The sequence below is a fragment of the Streptomyces sp. NBC_00576 genome, assembly GCF_036345175.1.
Lineage (GTDB): Bacteria > Actinomycetota > Actinomycetes > Streptomycetales > Streptomycetaceae > Streptomyces.
Genome location: NZ_CP107780.1, coordinates 5636878 through 5661931 on the forward strand (window position 1 = coordinate 5636878; position 25054 = coordinate 5661931).

Genomic DNA, 25054 nt, shown 5'->3' on the forward strand with positions numbered 1-25054 from the left:
CCCAAGCTTCGGTCGTACGGGCCCTTCGGCGTTGCCGCATTCGGCACGTTCCTCACGCCGAAAAAATCCCAACTCGCGTGTCAGTAGCGGCTGTTACGCTCCGGCGCGGAATCGATGATCCGGCGATGAGCCGGATCCACGGGGAGGGAATTCGTTGAATCCGTTGGATCGTCATGCCTTCGCACGCTGCGGGGTCGCCGTTGTGCTCGCGGCGTCGGCCGTTGTCGCAGCGCCATGGGGGGCTTCCGCCGCGGAGAACCACCACCGTCCCGGCCCACGCTGTCCGAACTGACCACCGGGAGCAAGGCGTGCGTCGGCGGTGCGGACCGGCCGTACGTCGGTACGCGGCCTACGCTCAGGGCGGTTCTCCGTGACCCCGATGGGGGCCGGGTGAGCGCCGAGTTCGAGGTGTCCTGGACGGACGGCTCGGGCGCACGACAGGTGCGTACGGTCGACACGACCGCCTCGTCCAGCGGTTCGTCGTTCAGCTGGACCGTGCTGACCGACGTGCCGACGTTCACCGGGGTGAGCTGGCGGGTGCGGGCGAGCGACGGCACGCTGTGGGGGCCGTGGAGCTCCGACGGCGGCAGCGGGTCGTGCGAGTTCGTGTACGACACCGAGGCGCCCGCGAAGCCCTCGGTGTCGTCGCCCGAGTACCCGGACGACACCGAGCTGTGGCACGACGGGGTGGGCGTGTACGGCGCGTTCACCGTCGACTCCACGTCGGACGACACGGTGTCGTACCGCTACAACTTCCTTGGCGGGCCGCAGCTGACGGCCGTACCGGACGAGCCCGGCGGGCCGGTGGTCCTGCGCTGGCTGCCACAGTCGGCGGGCCGCAATTGGCTGGACGTCCAGGCTGTCGACCGGGCGGGTAACACGAGCGCGCCCGCCACCTACCAGTTCCGGGTGAGCGGGGGCCGTACGCCCGTCGCCGCCTGGACGCTCGCGGACGCGGCCGGGGCGAACGAGGCCTCGGCGGAAGCGGGCGGCAGGATCGCGACGGCGGGAGGCGGGGTCGCGTTCGGCGCGGCAGGTCCCTCGCGGACCTCGCTGACGGGGGCCGTCGTCCTCGACGGGTCGGACTCCGCGTATCTGACGAGCGGCGCACCTGCCGTCGACACCGGCGGGGCCTTCTCCGTGAGCGCCTGGGTGCGACCGGATGCCACCGGCGGGAACATGACGGCGGCCGGCCAGGGCGGCGCGGCCGGATTCGGGCTCGGGACGGAGGACGGTGCCTGGTCGTTCTCGGTGGGCGGCTCGGTCGTACGGGGTGGAGTACCGGAGACCGGTGACTGGGCGTATCTCACCGGGGTGTACGACCCGGTCGCCGGTACGGCCCGGCTGTATGTGAACGGGCGGGAGGCCGGCACGGCCGAGAACGTCACCGGCACCTCGGCGTCCGGAGACCTCCAGATCGGGCGCACGCTCGCGGCAGACAACGCGAGCACGAGCGGGAACTGGCGCGGGGCGCTGGCCGGCGTACGGGTGTGGGACCGGATCGTCGTCGCCGCCGAGGCCGCCGGGGCGGCGAAGCGGGCCACCGTGAGCGAGGGGTACTGGGCGCTCGACGAGGCGACCGGCGGCAGCAGCCCGGAACGGGACGGCGGGCGGCCACTGACGCTCGGCGGGGACGCGGCGATCTACCGCGACGACGCCCCCTGCGACTGGCTCGACCCCGACTGCCTGCCGGGACAGTCCCCCATCTTCGGTTCCGGGCACCTGCTGCTGGACGGCGACGGGGACTTCGCCGCGACGGACGGCCAGTCCATCGCCACCGGGGACAGCTTCTCGGTCGCCGCGCACGTGCGGATCGACTCGGCGGCGCAGGACCGGCCGATGACGGTGCTGTCGGTGCCGGGTGCGGACAACTCCCTTGCCGAGGTGCGCTATTCGGGGGCCTCGCAGCAGTGGGAGGTGGGACTGACGGATGCGAACGGGGCGCCGGTCACGCTCACCGCGGGCGGCGCGTGGGCCTCGCCTGACGATGTCCATCACCTGGCGCTCGTGTACGACGACGAGACCGACGAGATCCTGCTCTACGCCGACGGGCAGTTGTCGGCGAGGGAGTCGTACCGGCCCGGCTGGACGGCGACGGGTGACTTGCAGATCGGCCGCTCGCAGAGCGTGGACGGCGTGGACGGCTGGGGCGGTTACCTGGACGGAGCGGTCGACGAGGTGCATGTTTACGCGGGCGTGCTCAGCGCGACGCAGGTGGCTCAGTTGCAGATCGGCGCGACGGACGTCTGACAACGTGGCCGGGACAGATATGTTTTCGGCCAAATGAGTCCGCCTGTGACGCATGTCATACCCCCAGCGAGGGCATTGCTGGGGGCATGACAGATGACGCCATGACGACTGGGCTGACGGACGAGGAACGGCTTGCCCAGCTCGGATACACCCAGGTCCTCGCCCGCCGTATGTCGGCGTTCTCCAACTACGCGGTGTCCTTCACGATCATCTCGGTCCTGTCGGGTTGCCTGACCCTGTACCTGTTCGGCATGAACACGGGCGGCCCGGCCGTGATCATGTGGGGCTGGGTCGCCGTAGGGCTCATGACCCTCTTCGTCGGGCTGTCGATGGCCGAGATCTGTTCGGCCTACCCGACCTCAGCCGGCCTGTACTTCTGGGCGCACCGGCTCGCTCCCCCTCGTACAGCCGCCGCCTGGGCCTGGTTCACCGGGTGGTTCAACGTGCTCGGGCAGGTCGCGGTGACCGCCGGCATCGACTTCGGGGCGGCCTCCTTCCTGGGCGCCTACCTGAACCTCCAGTTCGACTTCGAGGTCACCCCGGGCCGCACGATCCTGCTCTTCGCCGGCATCCTCGTCCTGCACGGGCTCCTCAACACCTTCGGCGTACGCATCGTGGGTCTGCTGAACAGCGTCAGCGTGTGGTGGCACGTGGTGGGTGTGGCCGTCATCGTCGGGGCACTGACCTTCGTACCGGACGAACACCAGTCGGTCTCCTTCGTGTTCACCGAGTTCGTGAACAACACCGGGTGGGGCAGCGGCGTCTACGTGGTCGCCCTCGGCCTGCTGATGGCCCAATACACCTTCACCGGCTACGACGCCTCCGCACACATGACCGAGGAGACCCACGACGCGTCCACGGCCGGCCCGAAAGGCATCGTCCGCTCGATCTGGACGTCCTGGATAGCGGGCTTCGTCCTCCTCCTCGGCTTCACCTTCGCCATCCAGTCGTACAACGACACGCTCGCGTCCCCGACCGGCGTACCGCCCGCCCAGATCCTCCTCGACGCGCTCGGCGCGACCGCGGGCAAGCTGTTCCTGCTGGTGGTGATCGGGGCCCAGCTGTTCTGCGGCATGGCGTCCGTCACGGCCAACTCCCGCATGATCTACGCCTTCTCACGCGACGGCGCCCTCCCCTACTCCAACCTCTGGCACACGGTCAGCCCACGCACCCGTACCCCCGTCGCGGCGGTCTGGCTGGCGGCCTTCGGGGCACTGGTCCTGGGCCTGCCCTACCTGATCAACGTGACGGCGTACGCGGCCGTGACGTCGATCGCCGTGATCGGCCTCTACATCGCGTACGTCATCCCGACACTGCTGCGGCTGCGCAAGGGCGACGAGTTCCAGCGCGGGCCATGGCATCTGGGCCGGTGGTCACGGGCCATCGGGGTGGTGTCGGTGATCTGGGTGGCTGTGATCACGGTGCTGTTCATGCTGCCCCAGCTCGCGCCGGTCACCTGGGAGAACTTCAACTACGCCCCGATCGCCGTCCTCGTGGTCCTGGGGTTCGCGGCGCTGTGGTGGGTCGCTTCGGCGCGGTACTGGTTCCTGAACCCGGAACACGCGCGGACCCGGGCACGGGAGGCGGCTCGGAAGGGGGCGCCCGAACCGGTCGATCCGTAGCGAGGACGCCTATTTCGCTCCGTGGGTTGCCACCCTGGTTGCGGAGTGACCCGGCCGTGTCTCCGATACCCGATCGGAGTCCTGGCCGGGTCCGGCTATGCTCGGGGATGCAACATCGCGGGGACCCTTAGCTCAATTGGCAGAGCAGTGGACTTTTAATCCATTGGTTGTGGGTTCGAGTCCCACAGGGTCTACGGACAAGCCCCAGTTCAGAGGACATCTGGACTGGGGCTTCTGTCGTTTCGGGGGCTGAGTGGTCGTCAGCCGGCCCGGTGCCGGCCAGTCCGCTGCGTGCAGTCGGCGCGATCAAGGACGAGGCGCACCGGGACCGGCGCACGAAGCTCCTGGACAGCCTGTAGCGACACGCCGAAGCGCCTGCCGGGGGTTGGCGGCCGCCGCCCACCCCGAGGGTCGGCCGTGTCTCCCGGTCGATGCCTCGTTCGGGGATCCACTGCTTGCCTGAGTACGCCCCAATATCTGTGGCCGCAAGCTGAGATATTGACGGAACGTGCGGACAGGTTATTTGCGGTAATAAATAGCGGGGGATTAGTCGGCGCGTGCGGCGTGGTTGTGGTGTGCTACTGTTGATTTAAGTTGCAGGTGTGGTTCCCGAAATTAAATTTCCGGTCTTTTCCGGCGGGGTGATCATCGCGGCGACGCGGAGTCTGCGCTGTGTGGACTCCGTATGCACTGCCCCCCAAAGGAGATATGACATGGCTGCTGGCACCGTGAAGTGGTTCAACGCGGAAAAGGGCTTCGGCTTCATCGAGCAGGACGGTGGCGGCCCGGACGTGTTCGCCCACTACTCGAACATCGCCGCCCAGGGCTTCCGCGAGCTGCTTGAGGGCCAGAAGGTGACCTTCGACATCGCGCAGGGCCAGAAGGGCCCGACGGCCGAGAACATCGTTCTTGCCTGACGCTGACGCGTACTGTGCAGCTGGGGCCCGCATCCCTCGGGGTACGGGCCCCAGCTGCATGCATTTTTCGCAGTGGTGTCACCTGCGAGAACACGACTCCGAGGGCTTCGAGTACTTCGAGCAATCCGTGGGCGTGGTAGATGCCCCGGATATCGCATCCGTAACGAGTCACCAATTTCCCCACCTGAGCCCGCACGAATTCACTGCCGGCCAGATTCGCTTTCGCATTTCATCGGCCCATTCTTGCAATTCTCCGCGCCGCTCGGTGCTGCGGAAATTCCTAGATGTGAGCCGCATCGAGGAAGGTTCCGCATGAACCGCACACGTACGAACGACCGCTCCGCCCGCACCCGTAACGGCGGTGCCGCCTCCGGCAGGAGCGGCGGCCGATTCGGCTCGTCGAGCGCCGGCCGGTCCGGCGCGCCGAGCCGTTCCGGCTCCGGCGGCTACGGGGGTTCCGGCGGTTCCAGCCGTCGATCCGCCGCGGTCCAGGGGGAGTTCGCCCTGCCCGAGACGATCACCCCCGCGCTTCCCGCTGTCGAGGGCTTCGCCGATCTCGACATGCCCAAGGAGTTGCTGGCCTCGCTCAGCACGCAGGGCGTGACCGTCCCCTTCCCGATCCAGGCCGCGACCCTGCCGAACTCCCTCGCCGGCCGCGACGTACTGGGCCGCGGGCGCACCGGCTCCGGCAAGACCCTCGCCTTCGGGCTGGCGCTGCTGGCCCGTACGGTCGGGCAGCGCGCCGAGGCCAGGCAGCCGCTGGGCCTGGTCCTCGTACCGACGCGTGAGCTGGCGCAGCAGGTCACCGACGCGCTCACCCCGTACGCCCGCGCCGTGAAGCTGCGGCTGGCCACTGTGGTGGGCGGGATGCCGATCGGCAGGCAGGCCAGCGCGCTGCGCGGCGGTGCCGAGGTCGTCGTCGCCACCCCCGGACGCCTCAAGGACCTCATCGACCGCGGCGACTGCCGGCTGGACCAGGTCTCCATCACCGTCCTCGACGAGGCCGACCAGATGGCCGACATGGGCTTCATGCCGCAGGTCACCGCCCTGCTCGACCAGGTCCGCCCCGGTGGCCAGCGCATGCTGTTCTCCGCCACCCTCGACCGCAACGTCGACCTGCTCGTGCGTCGCTACCTCAGCGACCCGGTCGTGCACTCCGTCGATCCCTCGGCCGGCGCGGTCACGACGATGGAGCACCACGTGCTGCACGTCCACGGCGCCGACAAGCACTCGGCCACCACCGAGATCGCCGCGCGCGACGGCCGCGTGATCATGTTCCTCGACACCAAGCACGCCGTCGACCGGCTCACCGAGCACCTCCTGAACAGCGGGGTACGGGCTGCCGCGCTGCACGGTGGGAAGTCGCAGCCGCAGCGCACCCGCACGCTGACGCAGTTCAAGTCCGGGCACGTCAACGTGCTGGTGGCGACCAATGTGGCGGCTCGCGGCATCCACGTCGACAACCTCGACCTCGTCGTCAACGTCGACCCGCCGACCGACCACAAGGACTACCTCCACCGCGGCGGCAGGACCGCCCGCGCCGGCGAGTCAGGCCGTGTCGTCACCCTGGTCACCCCGAACCAGCGCCGCGAGATGACCCGTCTCATGGCAGCGGCCGGCATCGTCCCGCAGACCACCCGCGTTCGCGCCGGCGAAGAGGCACTGCACGCCATCACCGGTGCCCAGGCCCCCTCGGGCGTCCCGGTCGTCATCACCGCACCGGTGGTCGAACGCCCCAAGCAGCGCGGCGGCACCTCGAAGCGAGGCGGCGCCACCTCACGCGGCCGACGCCGCCCCGCGTCGGCGGCCCACCGCACGCCCGCACGGCCGTCCACCGCGAGTGCGGCGGCCTGAGCGGCAAGCTGCCCTGGTGAAGCCGGATGCCCCTCGCGCCCCGAAAGGGGCGCGGGGCGGTATCGATCTGCGGCTCCGCCGAGAGCGGGGGAGCGACCAGCCCCCACCGGCCCGCGGTGAACCAACCGCATGTCCCGCGGAGCTGCTGAGCACCTTCGTGATCAGGAAGCCGACCCATCTCCGCTCTCCGTAGGAGGCACTCTTGACGCTGGTCCAGATGCAGAACCGCCCGGCAGGCGCCAACCCCGTGCACAGCACGGCGGCTGACGCCATGGACGCGGCCGGACCGCAGGTCTGGCACGACATGACCGTCGAGGTGGCACTGTCGGTCACGGCCGCCGCCCGCACGGGGCATCTGGTCCTCTGCGACGAGGACGGCCAGTACGTCGGCCTCGTCACCCGGGCCCGGCTCGCCGCCGTTCGGGACAGCCGTGGCTACACGGATCAGATTCGCTTGAGTGACATCACCGACGGCAGCGGGCTCTTCACCGAACACGGCAGCGCGCCGGGCGTCCTCGCCCTCTCCCGCTGAACCGCTTCACCGTGGTCGGCCCCGTCCTGACCTGCTTCCGTCCCACTTCTCCCGTCTCGACTTCTCCCTGTGAGGCATCATGCGCTGTGTCATCGCACGCTTCCCGTTCGACCTGACCAAGAGTGGCGTGCTGGAGTCGATGAAGGGCATCAAGCCCGAGCCGATCACCGGTGAGTCCGTGATCATCGGACGACGCCACTACCCCGTCAAGCAGGTCGGCCAGGTCGTCACCCGACAGGACCCCCGCGATTTCAGCGCGGGTGAGGTCACGCGGGCCATGGCCAAGCTCGGCTTCACCTGCAGCACTGTTCCCAAGGCCGTCCCGGAGCCTGTCGAGAGCCCGTACCAGCTGGCTTCCGAGCTGCTGGGCACCCCCGTGGCCGTCTGACCGACCGCAACGGCGTGAGCCGAACATCAGTGAGGGCCCGACCGGCACACGCCGGTCGGGCCCTCACTGCGTGTCGTGTCGTGCCGTGCCGGGATCGGCGCGGGGTGGGTCGGTGGGTCGGTGGGCAGGTGGGTCGAGGGCGCGGTGAATGACTGGTGTGGTGGGTCAGTGGTCGGAGTAGCGGAAGTCGCCCACGGTCCAGGCACTGACGTCCTCGATCGCGATGCGGTACATACCGCCCGTCTCCGGGATCCCCACCGTGCCCTGCAGGATCCGGGCGACATGGAAGTGCAGATGCGTGGGCGGCCCGTCCTTCTTGGCGGGCGCTTCGAAGACGGCGGAGAACTCGCCCAGATGGGCGGAGTCCGTCAGCACCTCCGAAACTCTCTGCCTCCACACGGCTTCGGGGGCCAGTCTTCCGGTGATGACGGCCCCACCGGTGACCACGGTCAGGGACATCTGGTTGCTCCGCCCGGACTCCACAAGAGCGGCGACGTCAACGATCAGCTCGTCAGGCTTCGACATGGGACCGGATTCTATGCACCGGCCCGTATGCGCGCTGCGGACGGTCCCAGACATCCGCAGGCCGGCCGACGCAGATACCTCATCGTCGAGCACACCAAAATCTATGCTTGCTGGAGTAGACATTGGGGATCCCGGTCGTTACTGTTTCTCTCGTAGCCGAGATCGAGCGAGGCCCGGCAGACACGAACTGGCGGGCAGCAGTACACGCAGGACGGTGCGGTGGTGGAGTGTCGAAGCCTGGTTGTTGCATGACGGCGACGGGACTGACGACCGGACCGGGTGGCCCGCAGTGATGAGGGGCCGCCGTGAGCAGGACCGCGGTTGACGCGGTGGCAGTACCCGTGCAGTACAGAGCAGTACCAGCAGTTTGCAGTCCCGCAGTTTGCAGTTCCCGTTAGGCAAGTGATTGATCCAGAGGGAAGAACGGAGGAGTGGAGCGCCATCAGGATCGCCCGGGCGGAAATCTGAGCCCGGGTACCGCAGGACATCGATAGGCAGGTGGTCTCCGGTCATAAATCCGCGATCCCCGCACCCCGGCCGACGTATCGGGCGGCTGTGCGGAAAAAGAAGGCCGGTGCAGCAGTAGGGCCGGCAGATGGTGTTTGCTGTTCCTTCGGGGCCTTGGTGCCGTTCGGCACCAAGGCCCCTCGACGCGTTCCACAGAGAGGTGAGATGACAGCAGACGAGTCGCTAGGCCGTCTCGACGACGACGACTACCCCGCGTACACGATGGGCCGGGCCGCCGAAATGCTGGGTACCACTCCCGGCTTCCTCCGGGCCCTCGGCGAAGCACGGCTGATCACACCGCTGCGCTCCGAGGGCGGACACCGCCGTTACTCCCGCTACCAACTGCGCATCGCCGCCCGCGCGCGTGAGCTCGTCGACCGGGGTACGCCGGTCGAGGCCGCATGCCGGATCATCATCCTCGAGGACCAGCTCGAGGAAGCTCAGCGCATCAACGCCGAATACCGCCGCACCGAGGGGTCGTCCAAACCGTCGGCTGCGTCCTGAAGTGAGCGTGCCCGCCCCGGCGGGCCATCACCCACGAGCATGGCTGGAATACTGAGCGGAGTTTTCTGTGGTGATAGCGGGTGCGGACGGGTAGCGTCTGTGTGAGCTGTCGTGGTTCGGATTTCCCCTTGCCCACGCCTTTGGTGTGGGCGCTTTGCTGTGCTGTGCCGCAGGGACCAGGGCGATCACCTCCGTCTGCCCCATGAAGGGGCAGGCGTTCATCGACTGGAAGGCATGACTGTGGCAACTGGAACTGTGAAGTGGTTCAACGCGGAGAAGGGCTTCGGCTTCATCGCCCAGGACGGCGGCGGTCCGGACGTCTTCGCGCACTACTCCGCAATCAACTCCTCGGGCTTTCGTGAGCTCCAGGAGGGCCAGGCCGTGACGTTCGACGTCGTCCAGGGCCAGAAGGGCCCCCAGGCGGAGAACATCACCACCGCCTGATCTTTGCCGTGAAACGTCTGGGCCGCGCGGCGCTACGCCGCGCGGCCCAGGACGTTCACCGGCGGTTCAGCCCGGCCAGCTGCCCGTCACGCGCCGGATGACGGTGGCGCCCCCGCGATCGACGGCGGCTTTGACTCCGGCGAAGATCGCGCCCTGAACGACGGCTGCCGCGAGCACCTCGCGCCAGCTGCGGAACTCGTCCGTGGCGTCCGGGGCCTCGTCCTCGTGCGCGAGCCGTTTCCAGGCCCGTTTGAACAACGCGCCGGCCAGGATGCCGCCGAGGGCGCCCATGGCCATGCCGACCGGCTTGTAAGCGATCTTCGAGGCTTTCACCGGTGCCTCCTCGACCGGCGGACCATCAGCAGCGCGATGATCGCGCCGACGGCGAGCAGCGGGGCGCGATTGGCGCGCGCCACCCGCATGCCCTGGCCGGCCTTCTCGCGTACCGGTTCCGGGGCCTTGTCCCGGGCCAGTTCGGCGACGTGGACAGCCTTGCCGCGGACTTGCCCACCGGCCGCCGCGGCCTTGGCCCGCACCGGCTCGGGGGTCCTGTCCTGTACCGCGTGGGCCGCGTGCGTGGCCTTGTCCCGAAGCTGAGCCCCGACATGTGCGGTCTTCTCCGCGACCTGATGCTTGACGGCCGTCGTCTTCTCCTGGGCCCGTGCCTTGACGTCGGCCTTCGCCGCGAGCGCCTCGACGGTCTCGCCGAGTCCCTGCCTGGTCGCCTCGACCCGCCTGCGCAGTTCCTCGGAGGACGGTGTCGTGTCGTTGCCCGGCTGCGCCTTGTTCTCGGCCCTGTTCTCGGTCATCGGTGTGCACTCTCCTTGATCGCGGCTACGTCGGCCTTCACGCTGTCCATCGTCCGTTCGGGCCTCGGCGGTGATCCCTTGCTGAACTGCTTCTTGCCGAGTGCCGCCATCAGCGCGGTGACGGCGGCCAGGACGCCGGTGACGATCAGCGCCGCCGCCCACACGTCCATGGCGAGCGACAGCGCGGCGATCACGGTGGCCACCAGTGCCTGCAGGGTGAGCACACCTCCCAGGCCGGCGCCCCCGAACAGGCCGCCGCCCTTGCCGAACCGCTTGCCCTTCTCGGTCATCTCCGCCTGAGCCAGCCGCATCTCGTCGCGGACCAGCTGTGACAACTGCTGCGAGGCACGCTGGACCAGATCACCCACCGGTTCCTGCGTTGCGCTGCCCGTGCGGTGGGAGCCCTCTGCTGTCGCTGTCATGGGTGCTCACCTGTCCTTCGTAGGCGATCGTTGCCCGTCGGTCGGATCGGTCGGATCGGTCGGCTGTGCGAGTACCCCCGCATGCCCGCGTCACCCCGCCGGACCCCGCCGGAGCTCGCACTGCTCCACCGGCTCAGGATTCGAGCCGGCGGCGGTCCTCCGCGTCCCACTTCCGGGTGTCCCGCGGCTGTACGTACGGCTCCTCTTCGGCCGGGTGGCCGCCCGCGACGGCGCGTTGGCGGGCCAGCTCCGCGTCGCACTCCAGTCCCAGCAGGATCGCCAGATTCGTGATCCACAGCCACACCAGGAAGATGATCACGCCGGCGAAGGTGCCGTACGTCCTGTTGTACGAGGCGAAGTTGGCCAGGTACACCGCGAACCCGGCCGAGGCGACCATCCAGATCACCAGCGCCAGGAAACTGCCCGGAGTGATCCACCGGAAGCCCCGGACCTTGGCGTTCGGCGTCGCCCAGTACAGGAGCGCGATCATGATCGTGACCAGGACCACCAGCACCGGCCATTTCGCGATCGACCACACCGTCAGCGCCGTGTCGCCGATCCCCAGTACGCCACCCACCTGCCGGGCCAGGCCGCCGGTGAACACGACGATCACCGAGCTGGCCACGGCCAGGACCATGAGGACCACCGTCACGCCGACGCGGACGGGCAGCACCTTCCACACCGGGCGGCCCTCCGGGATGTCGTACACCGCATTGGCGCTCCTGATGAACGCGGCGACATAGCCGGAGGCCGACCACACCGCGAGCACCAGGCCCACGATCGCCATGACCGAGCCGATCCCGGCGGTGCCCTGCATCTGCTGCACCGCGTTGCGCAGGACATCCCGCACCGCGCCCGGGGCCAGTTCCTGGATGTTGTCCAGCAGCCGCTGCGACGTCGACTTCCCCATGATCCCGAGCAGGGAGACCAGCACCAGCAGTGCCGGGAACAACGCCAGGATCGCGTAGTAGGTCAGCGCGGCGGCCCGGTCGACCAGCTCGTCCTCCTTGAACTCCTTGACAGTGCCTTTCAGCACCGCCCACCAGGAGGACCTGGGCAGGTCGGTCGGAGAGTCCGGCTCCCGCCGCTCCACCCGCTCGTCCGGCTCGGCTTCGGGCGCCCGCGCGGCTCCGGCGGCCCCGGCGGTCCCGTCGGCCGCTGCGTGCCTGCCGTGCTCATCGTGCCCGCCATGCCCGTTGTGCCCGCCGGGCTCGGCAGGGTGTCCATGCCGTTTCAGGATGCGTAGCATTCCGCACGAGTATCCGCTCGGGCGGCGATCCAACCGTGGGAGCGGGCACTGCTCCCGGTTCTACGGCACCTGACCGGTCAGGAACTTTCGTACCCGCTCGGCGCTCGCACCGTCTCGGCGTCGAGCATTTCCCGGGCGGCGGAGGAGTCGGCGAGCCGGCAGGCAAGGTCGACGGCGCGCCCGCTGATCCCGTGCGCGTCGCGGCGTACCGGCCCGACGTGCATCCCGATCCGCAGCCCCAACGGCACCCGCAGTGAACGGTTCTCGTCGCGCAGGCTCTCGTGCAGCTCGACCATCCACAGCCCGAGCAGCCGGGTCACCGGCACCCGCGCGGACACCGACAGCAGTACGCCGTCGCCGCGGTCCTCCATGTGGACGGCGTCCCGCGCCACCTTGGCGTGCGTGAACGCCGTCTCCACGACCCGGTATATCCGGGCACGCATCCGCGGCTTGTCGATGTCGTCGTACTCCCCGGAACGCCGGGCGTCGACGCTGATCACCAACTCGTAGTGCGCTTCGGTGAGATCCATGGCGTCGCGGTCCACCCCGTTGCCCCCTTTGGTGCGTTCGATCGTCGTTCGGTCGTCGTTCGCCTGTCGTTCGGTCGTCCCCTCAGGGTCGGGCCCGGGACGGGGGCCGTCTGTGGCCGTTTACACACGACGGGCGGCAGGTTTTACGCGGGTTGCCCCTCCGCGTCCGTACGACCGTCATGACCGTCATGGCCGTCGGCGAGGAGGGCGAGCAGTTCGGGGTCGAGGATCTCCACGACGCGGTTGCCGGTCCGCACGATCCGCTGATTACGCAGCAGCCGCAGGCTCTTGGCGACGGCTTCCCGGGTGGCTCCTATGCTGGCCGCCAGTTCGTCCTGGGCGAGCTGGACGACCGATGAACTGGACGGAGCGGTACGGGCGTACGGGCCACGGGGTGCGCCGCCCGACCCCGACAGCTCGGTGAGCCGGCCGGCCAGGCGCTGCAGCACGGTGAGGGAAGCGAGCGCGGACCGCTCCTGGTCGGCGCTGCGGAGGCGGAAGGTGAGCTGGCGTATCACCAGCCCGCTCACCCGGGGATGCTCGGCGAGGAACCTGCGGAACGCGTCCCCCGATATGACCTGGGCCTGCGTCGGCCCCAGTGCCCGCACGGTTGCGCTGCGCGGATGCGGGTCCAACGCGGCCATCTCACCGAGGAGTTCACCGGGACCGCGCAGCCCGAGTATCAGCCGGGTGGCTCCCCGGTCCGTCGCGACGGAGACGGTCACCCACCCCTTGACGACTATCAGGACATGGCTGGACCGGTCGCCCTCGGTGAGGAGATGGGCGTCGGCCGCGAAGTGCTTCGGGTTGCCGAGGGCCATGACGCCCTCGCGTTCCTGCGCGGTCAGCGACTGCGCGAACGCCAGCTCGTTGCCCAGCAGCCCCATTCCACGCCCCCCGCCGCGTTCCGGAACCAGGTTTTGTGATGGCGTTGATGGTGACAGAGCGAAGCTTTGGGCTGAGTGAATTACGCCACTTCGGGTGTACCACCCGGTAATTTCATGTATGGGCACGTAAACCGCCCGCGCCCCCTGATCTCTGCCCCCGGCGCCCCTGCCGGCAACCTCCCGCTCCCGCCCACCCGGACCGGGTTCACCCCACAGGACCCTCAGGTCAGCCCCAGCACTCGAACGACCGTCCGTAACAACGCAAGGAACCGGTCGGATGCGGAGTACTTGGCGAAAAATCGGGTTTCCGGTTCGAAAAAGGTGATGGAGGTGTGGTGATGCGGGGTGGCTGCGGGGGTGGCGGGGTGAGGGGGCAGCGGTGGTTGGTTTCACCCCCGCTGCCCCGCCGCCCGCTCAAGTTGTGTGGGCCGCTGAGAACGAATTAGGTTCACCGGTTTGCGTCCGGGACGGGGCTGGGGCCGGTTGGATGGGGGTCTGACATCCCATCCAATGTGTGGAGGCGTGGTGGCGGAACCAGTCGGAGTCCGCAGGCTGAGTGATCAAGAGGGCCAGAAGTTACAGCGGATCGTGCGCCGGGGCAGTACGAGTTCGGTGCGTTACCGGCGGGTGATGATGCTGCTGGCCTCGGCCGGCGGGAACCGGGTCCCGGTCATCGCCCAACTCGTGCAAGTGGACGAGGACACGGTGCGCGATGTGATCCACCGCTTCAACGAGATCGGCCTGGCCGCGCTGGACCCTCGGTGGGCGGGAGGCCGTCCCCGCCTGCTCATTCCTGACGACGAGGACTTCGTCGTCGCGACGGCCAAGACGCGACCGACCCGTCTGGGTCAGCCCTTCACCCGCTGGTCGATCCGCAAACTCGCCGGCTATCTGCACACCGTCCCGGATCGGGAGATCGGCATCGGCCGCGAGGCCCTGCGCTGCCTGCTCGCCCGACGCGGCGTCACCTTCCAGCGCACCAAGACGTGGAAGGAGTCCGCTGACCCCTAATACGACGCCAAACTCGACCGCATCGAGCACGTCCTGGAGCACTCACCCGACCGGGCTCTTCGCCATGACCCGTTCTCTACGCACGCCATCGGGCAGGAGATCGCCCAGCTCATCAATGTCTGCGAAACCGTGGCGTTCGTAGAGGGCGATCGCCTTGCCGTTGTCCGGCATCACCGACAGACGCAACGTCTTGGCGTGCCGTTCCACAGCCCACATCTCCACCGCCCCGATCAAGAGGTCTCCCACTCCCTGGCCACGTGCCACGGGGCTGACCCACATCGAGATCAGCTCAACACTGGCGTCTTCCTCGGCCGGGACTCCGCTGGCCATCCCAACCGGATGACCGTCGAGGACCGCTACGACATCGCGCGCACCAGGAATCTCCAGGCGGGCACGCCAGCGTTCCTCGCGATCGCCGGCTCCCTTCCACTCTGCCAACGTCGATCCGAACGCGTAAGGCGCCTCGGCAAGTGCCGCCAGTCGCAGCTCCCGCCAGATCGACCAGTCGTCTGACTCCAAAGTGCGCAGTTCAAGCATGATCCAGACCCTGCCCTGCCTGGGACACCAGCGGCAAGGCAATTATGGACACCGGCAGCGCCAACTCGTCGCACCCGGCCCCTCGTTGACAACTGCCCTCGCACCCCTCCATCATCATTCCACTAATCAAGTAGTGGAATGGTGGTGGTGATCGTGGAGTACCGCATCGACAGGCGGAGCGGGGTCCCCGCCTTCCAGCAGATCGTGCAGCAGACCAAGCAGGCCCTGCGGCTGGGCGTACTGGTGCCGGGGGACCGGTTGCCGACCGCCAAGGAAGTCGCCGAGGTCAGCACGGTCAACCCGAACACCACCCTCAAGGCGTACCGCGAGCTGGAGCGCGAGGGTCTGGTCGAACCGCGGCCGGGCCAGGGCACCTTCGTACGCCGCACGCTGGGCCGCCCCGAGACGGGCACCGACTCGCCGCTGTACGGGGAGCTGGTGGCGTGGATGTCGAAGGCGGCCGGGGCCGGTCTGGAGCAGGACGACGTGACCGCGCTGGTCGCGTCGGCGATGGAGAAGCAGTACGCCGCCGGGACCACGGCGGCGACGGGGGCCACGACCACCGGGTCCACGGCAACGGGGTTCACGACAACGGGGTCCACGGGGGCCACGACAACTAGGAGCACAGGTGAGTGACGGTATGTACGCGGGGGAGCCGGCGCTTGAGGCGTATGGACTGGGGATGCGCTACCGGCGGGGCTGGGCGCTGCGGGACTGCTCCTTCCGGCTTCCGGCAGGCAGGATCTGCGGGCTGGTCGGACCCAACGGGGCGGGCAAGACCACGCTGCTGAGCATCGCGGCCCATGTCCTGGAGCCGACTCAGGGCTCGATCAGCCTCTTCGGCGAAGCACCGGGTTCGGCGGAGTCCGGCCGGCGCACCGCGTTCCTCGCCCAGGAGAAGCCCCTGTTCCGCCGCTTCACCGTGGCGGAGACCCTGCGGCTGGGGCGCGAACTGAACCCGGGCTGGGACCAGCGCGCCGCCGAGGAGATCGTCCGCGCGGGCAACGTCCCCTTCGACGCGAAGATCAGTACCCTCTCCGGCGGCCAGCGCACCCGCGTCGCCGTTGCCCTCGCCTTCGGCAAGCGCCCCGACCTGCTGCTGCTGGACGAGCCGATGTCGGACCTCGACCCGGTCGTGCGCCACGAGATCATGGGCACCCTCCTCGCCGAGGCCGCCGAGCGCGGCACCACCGTGCTGATGTCCACCCACGTTCTCGCCGAGCTGGAGAACGTGTGCGACTACCTGGTCGTCGTCTCCGGGGGCGGAGTGCGCCTCGCCGGTGACGTGGACGAGCTGATGTCCGTGCACACCCTGGTCACCGGGGCCAGGGAGGGCGAGGGCGGTCTGCCCGCCGGCCTCGGGCACCACACCCTCGTCGAGTCCCGGACCAGCGGGCGGCAGTTCACGGCGCTCATCCGCCCCGAGGGCCCGGTCACCGGCCCGTGGGAGACGAACGTCCCGAACATGGAGGAACTCCTGCTCTCCTATCTCCGCTCACCCGACGCACCGCCGCTGATCACTCCCACCGCCCAGGTTCAGGGGCAGGGCCTGTCGTTCGGCACCGGGACGGTGGCGGCATGAGCACCTTCACCAGCGCCTCGAACCCGGCCGGCAGCACGACCGGCACCCCGACCGACGGCAAGAACGGGACCATGAACGCGACCACCACGGAGGCCACCCGGCGCCCCCGCCTCAGCGGTATGACCTGGCTGGTCTGGCGCCAGCACCGGGCCGGGTTCTGGGCGATCCTCGCCGCTGCCGCGCTCTCCTTGGCCTGGATGGTCTACCAACGCGGCCAGATGATGGACTTCCTCGACGGCTACGGCTATCCCGGCAAGAGCTTCGACGAGGTGGGTGAGCACTTCCAGCAGTACGTCAACGCGTTCTCCTACGTCTCCACCGGTCTCAGCGGGATACCCATCCTGCTCGGTGTCTTCCTCGGTGCCCCGCTGCTCGCGGGCGACCTGGAGAACGGCACGGCCAAGCTGGTCGCCGCCCAGTCCATGAGCCGGACCCGCTGGCTCGCCACGAAGCTGGGGCTGGCCGGACTGGTGGTCGTGGTGAGCACGGGGGCGCTGTCGGCGGTGTTCGGCTGGTGGTGGAACCCGGTCAAGGACCAGAACACGGTCCTGGACTGGAGCTCCGGCTCCGCCTTCGACATCACGGGACCCGTGCCCGTCGCTCTCACCCTCTTCACCGTCGTCGGCGGTGTGGCGATCGGCGTGGTGCTGCGCCGCACGCTGATGGCCATGGTGGTCACCTTCGGATTCGCCGTCGCCGTCCAGCTCGTCTGGGGCTACTTCCGGCTGTCGCTCGGCGAGGTCGTCACGGTCACGTCGAACAAGGGCGTCACTGCCGAGAACGCGTTCCCGGACCTGCCCAAGGCGGCGCTTCAGCTCGACGAGTCGTACCTCACCGCCGGCGGGGATCTGCTCGGCTGGAGCACCTGTAGGAACACGAACACGGACCAGGCGCTTGAGCTGTGCCTGAAGAAGGAGGGCGTCGTGGGCTGGTCCGTGGACTACCTCCCGATGTCGCAGATGAACGGTATGCAGTGGCTCGGGGCTTCGATTCTCTTCGCCCTGACGGCCGGGGTCGTGGCGTTCCTCTTCTTCTGGGGCCGTAAGCGACTCGTCTGAGGCCGCACGCCCCGCGCCCCTTTCCCCCTTCCCCTTTCCAAAGGGGCGCCTCTTTCCCTCCTTGTTTCTCTGTCCCGTCCGCCGGGCTGCTTCGCCGTGCCCGAAAGCCGGAGAGAAAGGCATGTCTTGAATCACCGAAAGAAGCGGGCGAGTGAGGCTTCGGCTCTCGCCCTGTTCACCGCCGCCGCCCTTGCCGCCACCCTGCTCAGCGCACCGGGAACCCAGGCCGCACAGACCGTCAGCGGTACGGCAGCGACGGCCGGCGCCCCCGGCAAGACCAGGACCGTCACCCTCCTCACCGGTGACCGGGTCACCCTGGACGCCACCGGCCAGGTCACCGGCGTGCGGCCCGCGAAGGGCCGGGAAGGCACGACCTTCCGCATAGCCCGGAACGGCGACCGCACCTACGTCGTCCCGCGTGACGCCGAGCGACTCCTCGCGAACGGCACCGCCGACCGGCGCCTGTTCGACGTGACGCAGCTCGTGAAGTGGGGGTACGACGACGCGGCCCGCCCCGACCTCCCGCTGATCGTGACGTACGCCAAGGGCCGCAGCCTCGCGCCGAGGGCGCTGTCCGCCGCCGGTGCCCGGGTGAGCCGGGACCTGCCCAGCGTCAACGGGGACGCGCTGAAGGCCCGTAAGTCCGAGGGCGCCGAGCTGTGGCAGACGCTCACCGGGAGCGGGGGGACGGCGCGGGCGAGATCGGCCGCCGCCGACCGGGTCGAGAAGATCTGGCTGGACGGGAAGGTCGAGGCGGCCCTCGACCGGAGCACCGCCCAGATCGGCGCCCCCGAGGCCTGGGCGGCCGGGTATGACGGCAAGGGCGTCAAGGTCGCCGTGCTGGACACCGGGGTCGACGACACGCATCCGGATCTGCGCGGCCGTGTCGACGCGGCGAAGAACTTCTCCGAGGCGGCGGACACCGTCGACCGGGTGGGCCACGGCACGCATGTGGCCTCGACGGTCGCGGGCTCGGGCGCGCACTCCGGGGGGAAGTACAAGGGGGTCGCGCCGGGCGCCCGGCTGATCAGCGGCAAGGTGCTCGACGACAGCGGCGACGGCGAGGAGTCCGGGGTCATCGCCGGCGCGCAGTGGGCCGTCGCGCAGGGCGCCAAGGTGATCAACCTCAGCCTGGGCGGCCCCGACAGCCCCGGTGACGACCCCCTCGAACAGGCGGTGGACGAGCTGTCCGCCTCCTCCGGCGCCCTCTTCGTGATCGCGGCCGGCAACGACGGCCCCGACGCCGGCACCATCGGTTCGCCGGGCAGCGCAGCCGCCGCGCTCACCGTCGGCGCGGTGGACCGCGCCGACGCGATGGCCGACTTCTCCAGCCGCGGCCCGACGGCGGACGGTTCCCTCAAGCCCGACCTCACCGCCCCCGGCGTCGACATCGTCGCCGCGAAGGCCGCCGAGGGCACGGAGGGCGCCCCGGCCGCCGACGGTTACGTCTCGATGAGCGGTACGTCGATGGCGACCCCGCATGTCGCGGGCGCCGCCGCGATCCTCGCCCAGCGCCACCCCGACTGGACCGGCGAGCGCATCAAGGCCGCGCTCACCGCATCCGCCAAGCCGACCGCCGGTGTCTCGGCGTTCGCGCAGGGGACGGGCCGTACGGACATCGTCCGCGCCCTCGACCAGCAGCTCACCACGACCCCGGCCACCGTCGGCTTCCCCGCCCAGCAGTGGCCGCACACCGACGACCGGCCGACCACCAAAACGATCACCTACCGCAACGACGGCGACCGCCCCCTCACCCTCGACCTGACCACCGAGGCGTACGGCGAGGACGGAAAGCCCGCCGCCGAGGGCATGTTCGAGGTCTCGCCGAAGCAGCTCACCGTCCCGGCGGGCGCCACCGCGACCGCCCAGGTCACCGCCGACAGCGGCGCGGGCACGGCCGACGGTTCCTTCGGCGGCGCGGTCACCGCGACGGACGGGGCGGGTACGACCGTACGGACCGGCATCGGCGTACACCGCGAGGTCGAGTCGTACGACCTGACGGTCAAGCACCTCGACCTGAAGGGCAAGCCTGCCGCCCGCTCGGAGACCGGGGTGCAGGGCCTGGACAACGAGATCTGGCGGGACTTCTCCGACGACACGGACGGTGAGTTCACCGTACGGCTGCCCAGGGGCCGTTACAGCCTCGAAGGCCGTATCGACACGGGCGCGACCCCCGAAGACCGCTCCGGGGAGCTGGCCCTCCTCCTCAACCCGAAGTTCTCGCTCACCCGTGACACCACCCTCGTCATGGACGCCCGCAAGGCCAAGCCGATCCGGATCACCGTGCCGGACAGCCACGCGAAGCACACCGACGCCACCCTCAACTACGGGTTCGACATCGGCGGGAACCACAGCATCTCCACGTACCTCATGGGCGACTTCGGCAGGCTGCGCGTCGGTCAGTTCGGCGCCCGGCTTCCGGCGGGCGAGGCGTTCGCGCAGTACAACGGGACCTGGACGCACGGCAGTACGCACTACCGGCCGGTCTGGAACCGTACCGGCGATCTGTCGGGCTTCACCGCGAACCCGAAGCGCGGGCAGTTCGCCAAGGTCACGCTTGCCGCCGGTGCGCCCGCCAGGGGCAAGACGGCGTCGCTCGTCGCCGCGCCGATGACTCCGGGCGGCTCGTCGTTCGACTTCTACCCCGACACGCGCTCGCTGCCGGGCGCCTTCACCGAGTACGTCCTGCCGGGCGTGCGGTGGCGGTACTCCGTCTCGCAGGACGGCGGCAAGGACGCCGAGGGCGAACCGGTGTGGGACGCCGGCCAGTGGATCGCGAAGCCCCGTTCGTACAGCGCGGGCAAGGAGTACACCGAGCGGTTCAACACCGGCGTCTTCGGCCCGCACCTCACCGGCCCGCTGACGGACGGCGAGGACCGCCCCGGCGCGGTCCGTATGGGCGACACCTTCCTGGCCTACCTCCCCCTGTTCTCCGACGGCGCCGGCCACATCGGCGACTCCCGCTACAGCAAGGCCAGGAGCACCCTGTACGCGGACGGCGGCACACGAGTCTTCGCCATTGACGAGCCCTTGAACGGCGTCTCGTACGAACTCCCCGCCGCCAAGCGCGCGTTCCGTCTCACCACGGACGTCTCCCGACCCACCACGCTGTCCTCGGTGAGCACCCGGGTCGCCGCCGAGTGGACCTTCACCTCCGCGCACGTCACCGGCGTCGGGCAGCGGCTGCCGCTGTCGGTGGTCCGCTTCACGCCCCGGCTGAGCGCGGCGAGCACGGCCAAGGCGGGTACGCGATTCTCGGTGCCGTTCACGGTCGAGGGCGCGGCCACCGCACGCACCGCCCGCAAGCTGGCCTTCTCCGTCTCCTACGACGACGGCCGGACCTGGCACCCGGCGAAGGCGGTCGGCGGCAAGCGTCTCGACCTGCGCCACCCGGACAGGGTGGGCACCGTCTCGCTCCGCGTGACACTCACCGACGCGGCCGGCAACACGCTGAAGCAGACGATCCACCGGGCCTACCGGACGGTCAGGTAGGCAGGCTGGTCAGCCTGGTAAGGAAAGGAACTGGGGGCTGTTCCGCCGCACCCGCGGTGGAACAGCCCCCGTTTTTCTGTTCGCCACAGGGCAGGCCTGCACCTGCTTCGGCCGGTCAGGGGCAGTTCTTCGCCGTCCCAGATGGCCGTGGTCCGAAAGCTCCGTGGAGAAGTTGTGCAGTTGCTCGACTATCAAGCATTTGACTCTTCCCAAGTAGCCTTATTGGCAGCAAGATGGCTGTTATCTCGGGGAACTGACCACTCCACTTCATGCGCATGCCTGTCTCACGCATGCGCAGGGGGAAGGGGCACTCTGTGTCTCAGCAACACCCCGGCCGGCGCCGCCGCCTCGGCCGCAGCGCCGACGTCGCTCCCGGCCCCGGCAGCCACCGGCAGCCTTCTGCTTGGCGACCTGCTCCACGCCCCGGTCTCCCGGGGCGACACCGTCCCGACCACCGTCGGCATTGAGCACTCAAGGAGATGCATATGAGTACCGTCATTGACCGGTTCCGGAGGACGACAGTGATGGCTGCCGTCCTGGCTGCCGCACTGGGAGCAGTCTTCGTGTCGCAGACGCAGGCCCACGCGGCGTCGGTTAACCCGCCTGGTTCTCCCACCTACTGCCAGAACCATCCGTGGGAAGTCCAATGTGGCGGTTGATCCGTACCCCTGACGCCCTTGTTCTGAAGGTGTCACACCGAACATCGAGCACTCAAGGAGATGCATATGAGTACCGTCATTGACCGGTTCCGGAGGACGACAGTGATGGCCGCCGTCCTGGCCGCCGCGCTGGGAGCAGTTCTCGTGCCGACGCAGGCCCACGCGGACCCAGCACCGGGCGACATAGTCGTAACTGACCCTCCCTCCTTCTGCGATAACCCCCCATGGTGGGTGGGCGATTGTTGAGAGTGGTCCCTGACGCCTTGGCGTAGACCTTTCGTGACGGCTCGTCGGTTCATCCGGCGGGCCGTTTCGATGTGTCAAAGCTCTGGAACAACGCCGACGCGTTGCCCAGAAGCGCAGCAAGGAATGGCCGGTTACGCCGAGCACAGCCGGTCCGCCCTCGGCGATCTGCTCCGGCTGGCCGAGGCCTGGCGGCCGGACGTATTCGTGCACGCCACCGCACCATTCGTCGGGGCCCTGCTGCGGATACCGACCGTGGTGCACAACTTCGGCAGCGCCGCCCGCGAGGGGAGCCCTCCAGTATCGATTCTCGGCCGCGTCGGCTTCTTACCGGATTCAGGAAGACACCGACGTCAGGCAGGTCGGCAGGGGGAGCTATTGTCCGATCTGCTCGTTCACCTTTCTTGCTCCAGGAGCTCCATGCGCCGCCGTCCCCAGCAGGTCTCGCTCTCCCTCACGACGGCGATATCGGTCGTCGCGGGACTGACGACCGTCACCATTGGCCTCACCGGTCTCACGGGCTCCGTCGCCTGGGCGGACAGTACGGCCGCGCTGCCGCTGTCCCAGTACGCGCACATGCTGGTCGACACCGCTCATCAGCACATCTTCTTCAGTCAGGGCACCGGCTCGACCGGCATCGTGGTGACCGACCTGTCCGGCACCCCGGTCACCACCATCACCGACGAACAGGGCGCCACGGGCCTGGCCCTGTCGCCGGACGGCGGGACGCTGTACGCGGCCCTGAAGGACGGCGACGCGCTGGCCGCGATCGACACGACGACGCTGGCTGAATCCACCCGCATCCCGACGGGCACGGGCAGCGCCCCGGTCTCGGTCGCGGTGGCGGGCGGCAAGGTCTGGTACGGCTACACGGACCCGGCGTCAGACGGTAAGGGCGCCATCGGTTCGGTGGACCCGACGGCAGCGGACCCGGCGGCAACTCCTCAGTCCACGATGGGCAGTTGGTCGGTCGCCCCGCTCCTCGCCGCGGGCGGCGGCGTCCTGGCCGCCGAGGAACCGCAGCAGAGCCTCAGTCACGTGGCCACCTACGACGTCTCCTCGGGGACGGCGACGACGAAGGCCAACACGTTCGTCCACGGCGGTACGGCAACGGGCCTGCAGGTATCGGCCGACGGCACCCAACTCCTGCTGGCCGCCCCCCAGCAGCCGGCCCTCCAGGCATACGGCACCACGGACCTCCTCCCCGCAGCCCGCCCCGGGTACTACACGGGCGGCGTGAACTCGGCCCCGAACTCCGTCGCCGCCGACACGGACGGCACGATCGCCGTGGGCTCGACATCGGGCTCGGCCCCGGGCCTGTACATGTACGCCGGTTCGGGCCTCGCCGAGAACCAGATCACCTTCCCGACCGGCACCCTGTCCCCGGACGGCCTGAAGTGGGCAGCGGACGGCACGACGCTGTACGCGGTCACGAAGGACTCGACGGGCGCGTACACCCTGAACGTCCTGACCACCGCCAAACTCACCGACACCGAACTGGCCCTGGACGCCCCGCGCTACGCGGTCCCGACGCAGCAGTTCCGGTTCACGGGAACCCTGAGCACGAAGGGCTGGCTGCCAACTGGCGCGAGCCTCAAGGTGACCAGGGACGGCGACGAAGTCCCGGACGCCACGGCCACGTTGAACAAGGACGGCACCTTCGCGGTCACGGACACCCGCCCGGACGAGGGCGCGTACTCGTACGAGGTGACGTACCCCGGCGACGCGACGCACCGCCCGGCAACGGCCTCGCTGACGGTGTACGTGGCAAAGCTGTCGACAACGATCCCGTTCCCCGAGGTGACTTCGGCGCAGCCGGGCGCGGTCGCGCTCACGGGCTCGCTGACAAGCTCCCTGAACCTGGGCGGCCTCCCCCAGGGCACCACAGTCCAGGTCTCGCGAACGAACGAGGACACGCAGACAACGGCGCAACTCCCGGCGGTCCAAGTGGACCCGGCCACCCAGGAGTTCAAGGTCACGGACGCCCCGGCGGCTGCGGGCAGGTTCACCTACCACCTCTCCTACGCGGGCGACGCGACCCACGAGGCGACATCCTCGGACGCGACCATCCAGGTCTCGCCGTACACCCCGGCCCTGACCCTGAAGGCGCCGGCTACGGCAACGCGGGGCGCCGCGCTGAGTTTCACCGGCACGCTGACCGACGCCCCGTACGCGAGCGGCGAGACGGTGACGGTGACGCGCACTGACGCGGCCCACACGTCAACTCCGGTTCGCTGGACGGCCGTTGTGGGTACCGACGGCAAGCTGACGATCAAGGACACGCCGACGATCGGCGGCGCGAACACGTACACGGTCAGCTATCCGGGGGACGCCTCGCACCAGGCGGCGACGGCTTCGGCGATCGTGCAGGTGTCGAGGGTCGCGACGACGGTCTCGGTGGCGACGAACGCGTCCACTTACACCTACGGGGCGACGGCCACGGTCACGGCTCACCTGGGCGCGACGTACAACAGCCGTACGGTGTCGATCTGGGCGACTCCGGCCGGCGGCAAGAAGACGCTGGTGAAGTCGGCGGCCGTGGACAGCAGCGGCAACCTGAAGACGACGTACAAGCTGACCCACAACACGACGTTCACGGCATCTTTCGGGGGCGACTACCGGTACGCGCCGGTCTCGGCGACGCGGACGGTGCACGACCAGGTGGGTATCGCGACGAGGCTCGGCGGCTACTACGGCACGACGACGTACAGCGGCACGACGTACCGCGTCTACCACCACACGGCCAAGCCCCAGGTGTCCGCCACGGTGACCCCGAACAAGTCCGGCCAGTGCTCGGTGTTCCAGGCCCAGGAGTACTACAGCGGCGCTTGGCACACGCTCACCACGTCACCTTGCTTCTCGCTGGAGGCGAACAGCATGGCGGTGACTTCACTGAGCCTCACCAACGCGGTCAACCAGAAGTTCCGGGTGCGGGCGGAGTATGTGCGGAGCGCCAAGGACACGACGAACGTGAGTACTTGGGGTGGGTGGCTGTACCTGACGGTCAGAACCTGAGGACGGCGGGCCGGACA

Annotated in this window: 21 protein-coding genes, 1 tRNA gene and 1 pseudogene; 15 read left to right on the forward strand and 8 right to left on the reverse strand. The window is 69.1% G+C overall.

Going from position 1 to position 25054, the window contains the following annotated elements; translation table 11 throughout:
- Positions 1 to 390: 390 nt before the first annotated feature.
- From OG734_RS24330 to OG734_RS24360, 7 genes are all read left to right on the forward strand, one after another.
- The gene (locus OG734_RS24330) at positions 391 to 2250 is read left to right on the forward strand and encodes a LamG domain-containing protein (protein WP_330289609.1); all 1860 of its coding nucleotides are present in this window, start codon (positions 391 to 393) and stop codon (positions 2248 to 2250) included.
- Positions 2251 to 2336: 86 nt separating this feature from the next.
- Positions 2337 to 3872: an amino acid permease gene (locus tag OG734_RS24335; RefSeq protein WP_330289610.1), complete on the forward strand. Its 1536-nt coding sequence runs from the start codon at positions 2337 to 2339 to the stop codon at positions 3870 to 3872.
- A 121-nt stretch (positions 3873 to 3993) separates the two neighbouring features.
- Positions 3994 to 4066: transfer RNA gene (locus OG734_RS24340), tRNA-Lys, on the forward strand.
- A 519-nt stretch (positions 4067 to 4585) separates the two neighbouring features.
- Positions 4586 to 4789 (forward strand): cold-shock protein, encoded by a 204-nt coding sequence (locus tag OG734_RS24345; protein WP_055531870.1) that lies wholly within the window; start codon positions 4586 to 4588, stop codon positions 4787 to 4789.
- 312 nt (positions 4790 to 5101) lie between these two features.
- A complete protein-coding gene (locus OG734_RS24350; protein ID WP_330289611.1) occupies positions 5102 to 6643 on the forward strand; it encodes a DEAD/DEAH box helicase in 1542 nt (513 codons plus the stop codon).
- 202 nt (positions 6644 to 6845) lie between these two features.
- Positions 6846 to 7175: a CBS domain-containing protein gene (locus tag OG734_RS24355; protein ID WP_330289612.1), complete on the forward strand. Its 330-nt coding sequence runs from the start codon at positions 6846 to 6848 to the stop codon at positions 7173 to 7175.
- 79 nt (positions 7176 to 7254) lie between these two features.
- Positions 7255 to 7563, forward strand: coding sequence for an SCO5918 family protein (locus tag OG734_RS24360; protein WP_330289613.1), 309 nt, complete (start codon positions 7255 to 7257; stop codon positions 7561 to 7563).
- Between the two features lie 165 nt (positions 7564 to 7728).
- On the opposite strand, the gene OG734_RS24365 is transcribed toward OG734_RS24360, so the two are convergent.
- On the reverse strand, positions 7729 to 8088 hold the full coding sequence (locus OG734_RS24365) for a hypothetical protein (RefSeq protein WP_330289614.1): 360 nt from the start codon (positions 8086 to 8088) through the stop codon (positions 7729 to 7731).
- A 672-nt stretch (positions 8089 to 8760) separates the two neighbouring features.
- Between OG734_RS24365 and OG734_RS24370 the strand changes: the two genes are divergently transcribed.
- Both OG734_RS24370 and OG734_RS24375 read left to right on the forward strand, forming a co-directional pair.
- The gene (locus tag OG734_RS24370; RefSeq protein ID WP_330289615.1) at positions 8761 to 9099 is read left to right on the forward strand and encodes a MerR family transcriptional regulator; all 339 of its coding nucleotides are present in this window, start codon (positions 8761 to 8763) and stop codon (positions 9097 to 9099) included.
- Between the two features lie 240 nt (positions 9100 to 9339).
- Positions 9340 to 9543 carry a cold-shock protein gene (locus OG734_RS24375; protein WP_164320436.1) on the forward strand — a complete coding sequence of 68 codons (204 nt, stop codon included), beginning with the start codon at positions 9340 to 9342 and terminating at the stop codon, positions 9541 to 9543.
- Between the two features lie 66 nt (positions 9544 to 9609).
- Here OG734_RS24375 and OG734_RS24380 read toward each other — a convergent pair whose 3' ends face one another.
- The 6 genes from OG734_RS24380 to OG734_RS24405 form a co-directional block, all read right to left on the reverse strand.
- Positions 9610 to 9876: a DUF4235 domain-containing protein gene (locus tag OG734_RS24380; RefSeq protein WP_330289616.1), complete on the reverse strand. Its 267-nt coding sequence runs from the start codon at positions 9874 to 9876 to the stop codon at positions 9610 to 9612.
- On the reverse strand, positions 9873 to 10352 hold the full coding sequence (locus OG734_RS24385) for a DUF3618 domain-containing protein (protein WP_330289617.1): 480 nt from the start codon (positions 10350 to 10352) through the stop codon (positions 9873 to 9875). Before OG734_RS24385 ends, OG734_RS24380 begins: the two co-directional genes overlap by 4 nt.
- The gene (locus OG734_RS24390) at positions 10349 to 10774 is read right to left on the reverse strand and encodes a phage holin family protein (protein WP_330289618.1); all 426 of its coding nucleotides are present in this window, start codon (positions 10772 to 10774) and stop codon (positions 10349 to 10351) included. Before OG734_RS24390 ends, OG734_RS24385 begins: the two co-directional genes overlap by 4 nt.
- A gap of 133 nt (positions 10775 to 10907) precedes the next feature.
- The gene (locus OG734_RS24395; RefSeq protein WP_330289619.1) at positions 10908 to 12023 is read right to left on the reverse strand and encodes a YihY/virulence factor BrkB family protein; all 1116 of its coding nucleotides are present in this window, start codon (positions 12021 to 12023) and stop codon (positions 10908 to 10910) included.
- Positions 12024 to 12100: 77 nt separating this feature from the next.
- Positions 12101 to 12568, reverse strand: coding sequence for a hypothetical protein (locus tag OG734_RS24400; RefSeq protein ID WP_330289620.1), 468 nt, complete (start codon positions 12566 to 12568; stop codon positions 12101 to 12103).
- A 128-nt stretch (positions 12569 to 12696) separates the two neighbouring features.
- Positions 12697 to 13440 (reverse strand): Crp/Fnr family transcriptional regulator, encoded by a 744-nt coding sequence (locus OG734_RS24405; RefSeq protein WP_330289621.1) that lies wholly within the window; start codon positions 13438 to 13440, stop codon positions 12697 to 12699.
- A gap of 525 nt (positions 13441 to 13965) precedes the next feature.
- Here OG734_RS24405 and OG734_RS24410 point away from each other — a divergent pair.
- A pseudogene (locus OG734_RS24410) lies at positions 13966 to 14526 on the forward strand (helix-turn-helix domain-containing protein); the annotation flags it as partial.
- On the opposite strand, the gene OG734_RS24415 reads toward OG734_RS24410, so the two are convergent.
- A complete protein-coding gene (locus tag OG734_RS24415; protein ID WP_330289622.1) occupies positions 14494 to 14988 on the reverse strand; it encodes a GNAT family N-acetyltransferase in 495 nt (164 codons plus the stop codon). The pseudogene OG734_RS24410 and the gene OG734_RS24415 sit on opposite strands and share 33 nt — an antisense overlap.
- Before the next feature lie 138 nt (positions 14989 to 15126).
- On the opposite strand from OG734_RS24415, the gene OG734_RS24420 reads away from it, so the two are divergent.
- The 5 genes from OG734_RS24420 to OG734_RS24440 all read left to right on the forward strand — a co-directional run bounded on the left by OG734_RS24420 (position 15127) and on the right by OG734_RS24440 (position 25037).
- On the forward strand, positions 15127 to 15624 hold the full coding sequence (locus tag OG734_RS24420; protein ID WP_330289623.1) for a GntR family transcriptional regulator: 498 nt from the start codon (positions 15127 to 15129) through the stop codon (positions 15622 to 15624).
- 4 nt (positions 15625 to 15628) lie between these two features.
- Positions 15629 to 16570 (forward strand): ABC transporter ATP-binding protein, encoded by a 942-nt coding sequence (locus OG734_RS24425; protein ID WP_330293772.1) that lies wholly within the window; start codon positions 15629 to 15631, stop codon positions 16568 to 16570.
- Positions 16567 to 17628, forward strand: coding sequence for an ABC transporter (locus OG734_RS24430; protein ID WP_330289624.1), 1062 nt, complete (start codon positions 16567 to 16569; stop codon positions 17626 to 17628). Before OG734_RS24425 ends, OG734_RS24430 begins: the two co-directional genes overlap by 4 nt.
- Before the next feature lie 126 nt (positions 17629 to 17754).
- Positions 17755 to 21120 carry a S8 family peptidase gene (locus OG734_RS24435; protein WP_330289625.1) on the forward strand — a complete coding sequence of 1122 codons (3366 nt, stop codon included), beginning with the start codon at positions 17755 to 17757 and terminating at the stop codon, positions 21118 to 21120.
- Positions 21121 to 22442: 1322 nt separating this feature from the next.
- Positions 22443 to 25037, forward strand: coding sequence for a hypothetical protein (locus tag OG734_RS24440; RefSeq protein ID WP_330289626.1), 2595 nt, complete (start codon positions 22443 to 22445; stop codon positions 25035 to 25037).
- Positions 25038 to 25054: the final 17 nt, after the last annotated feature.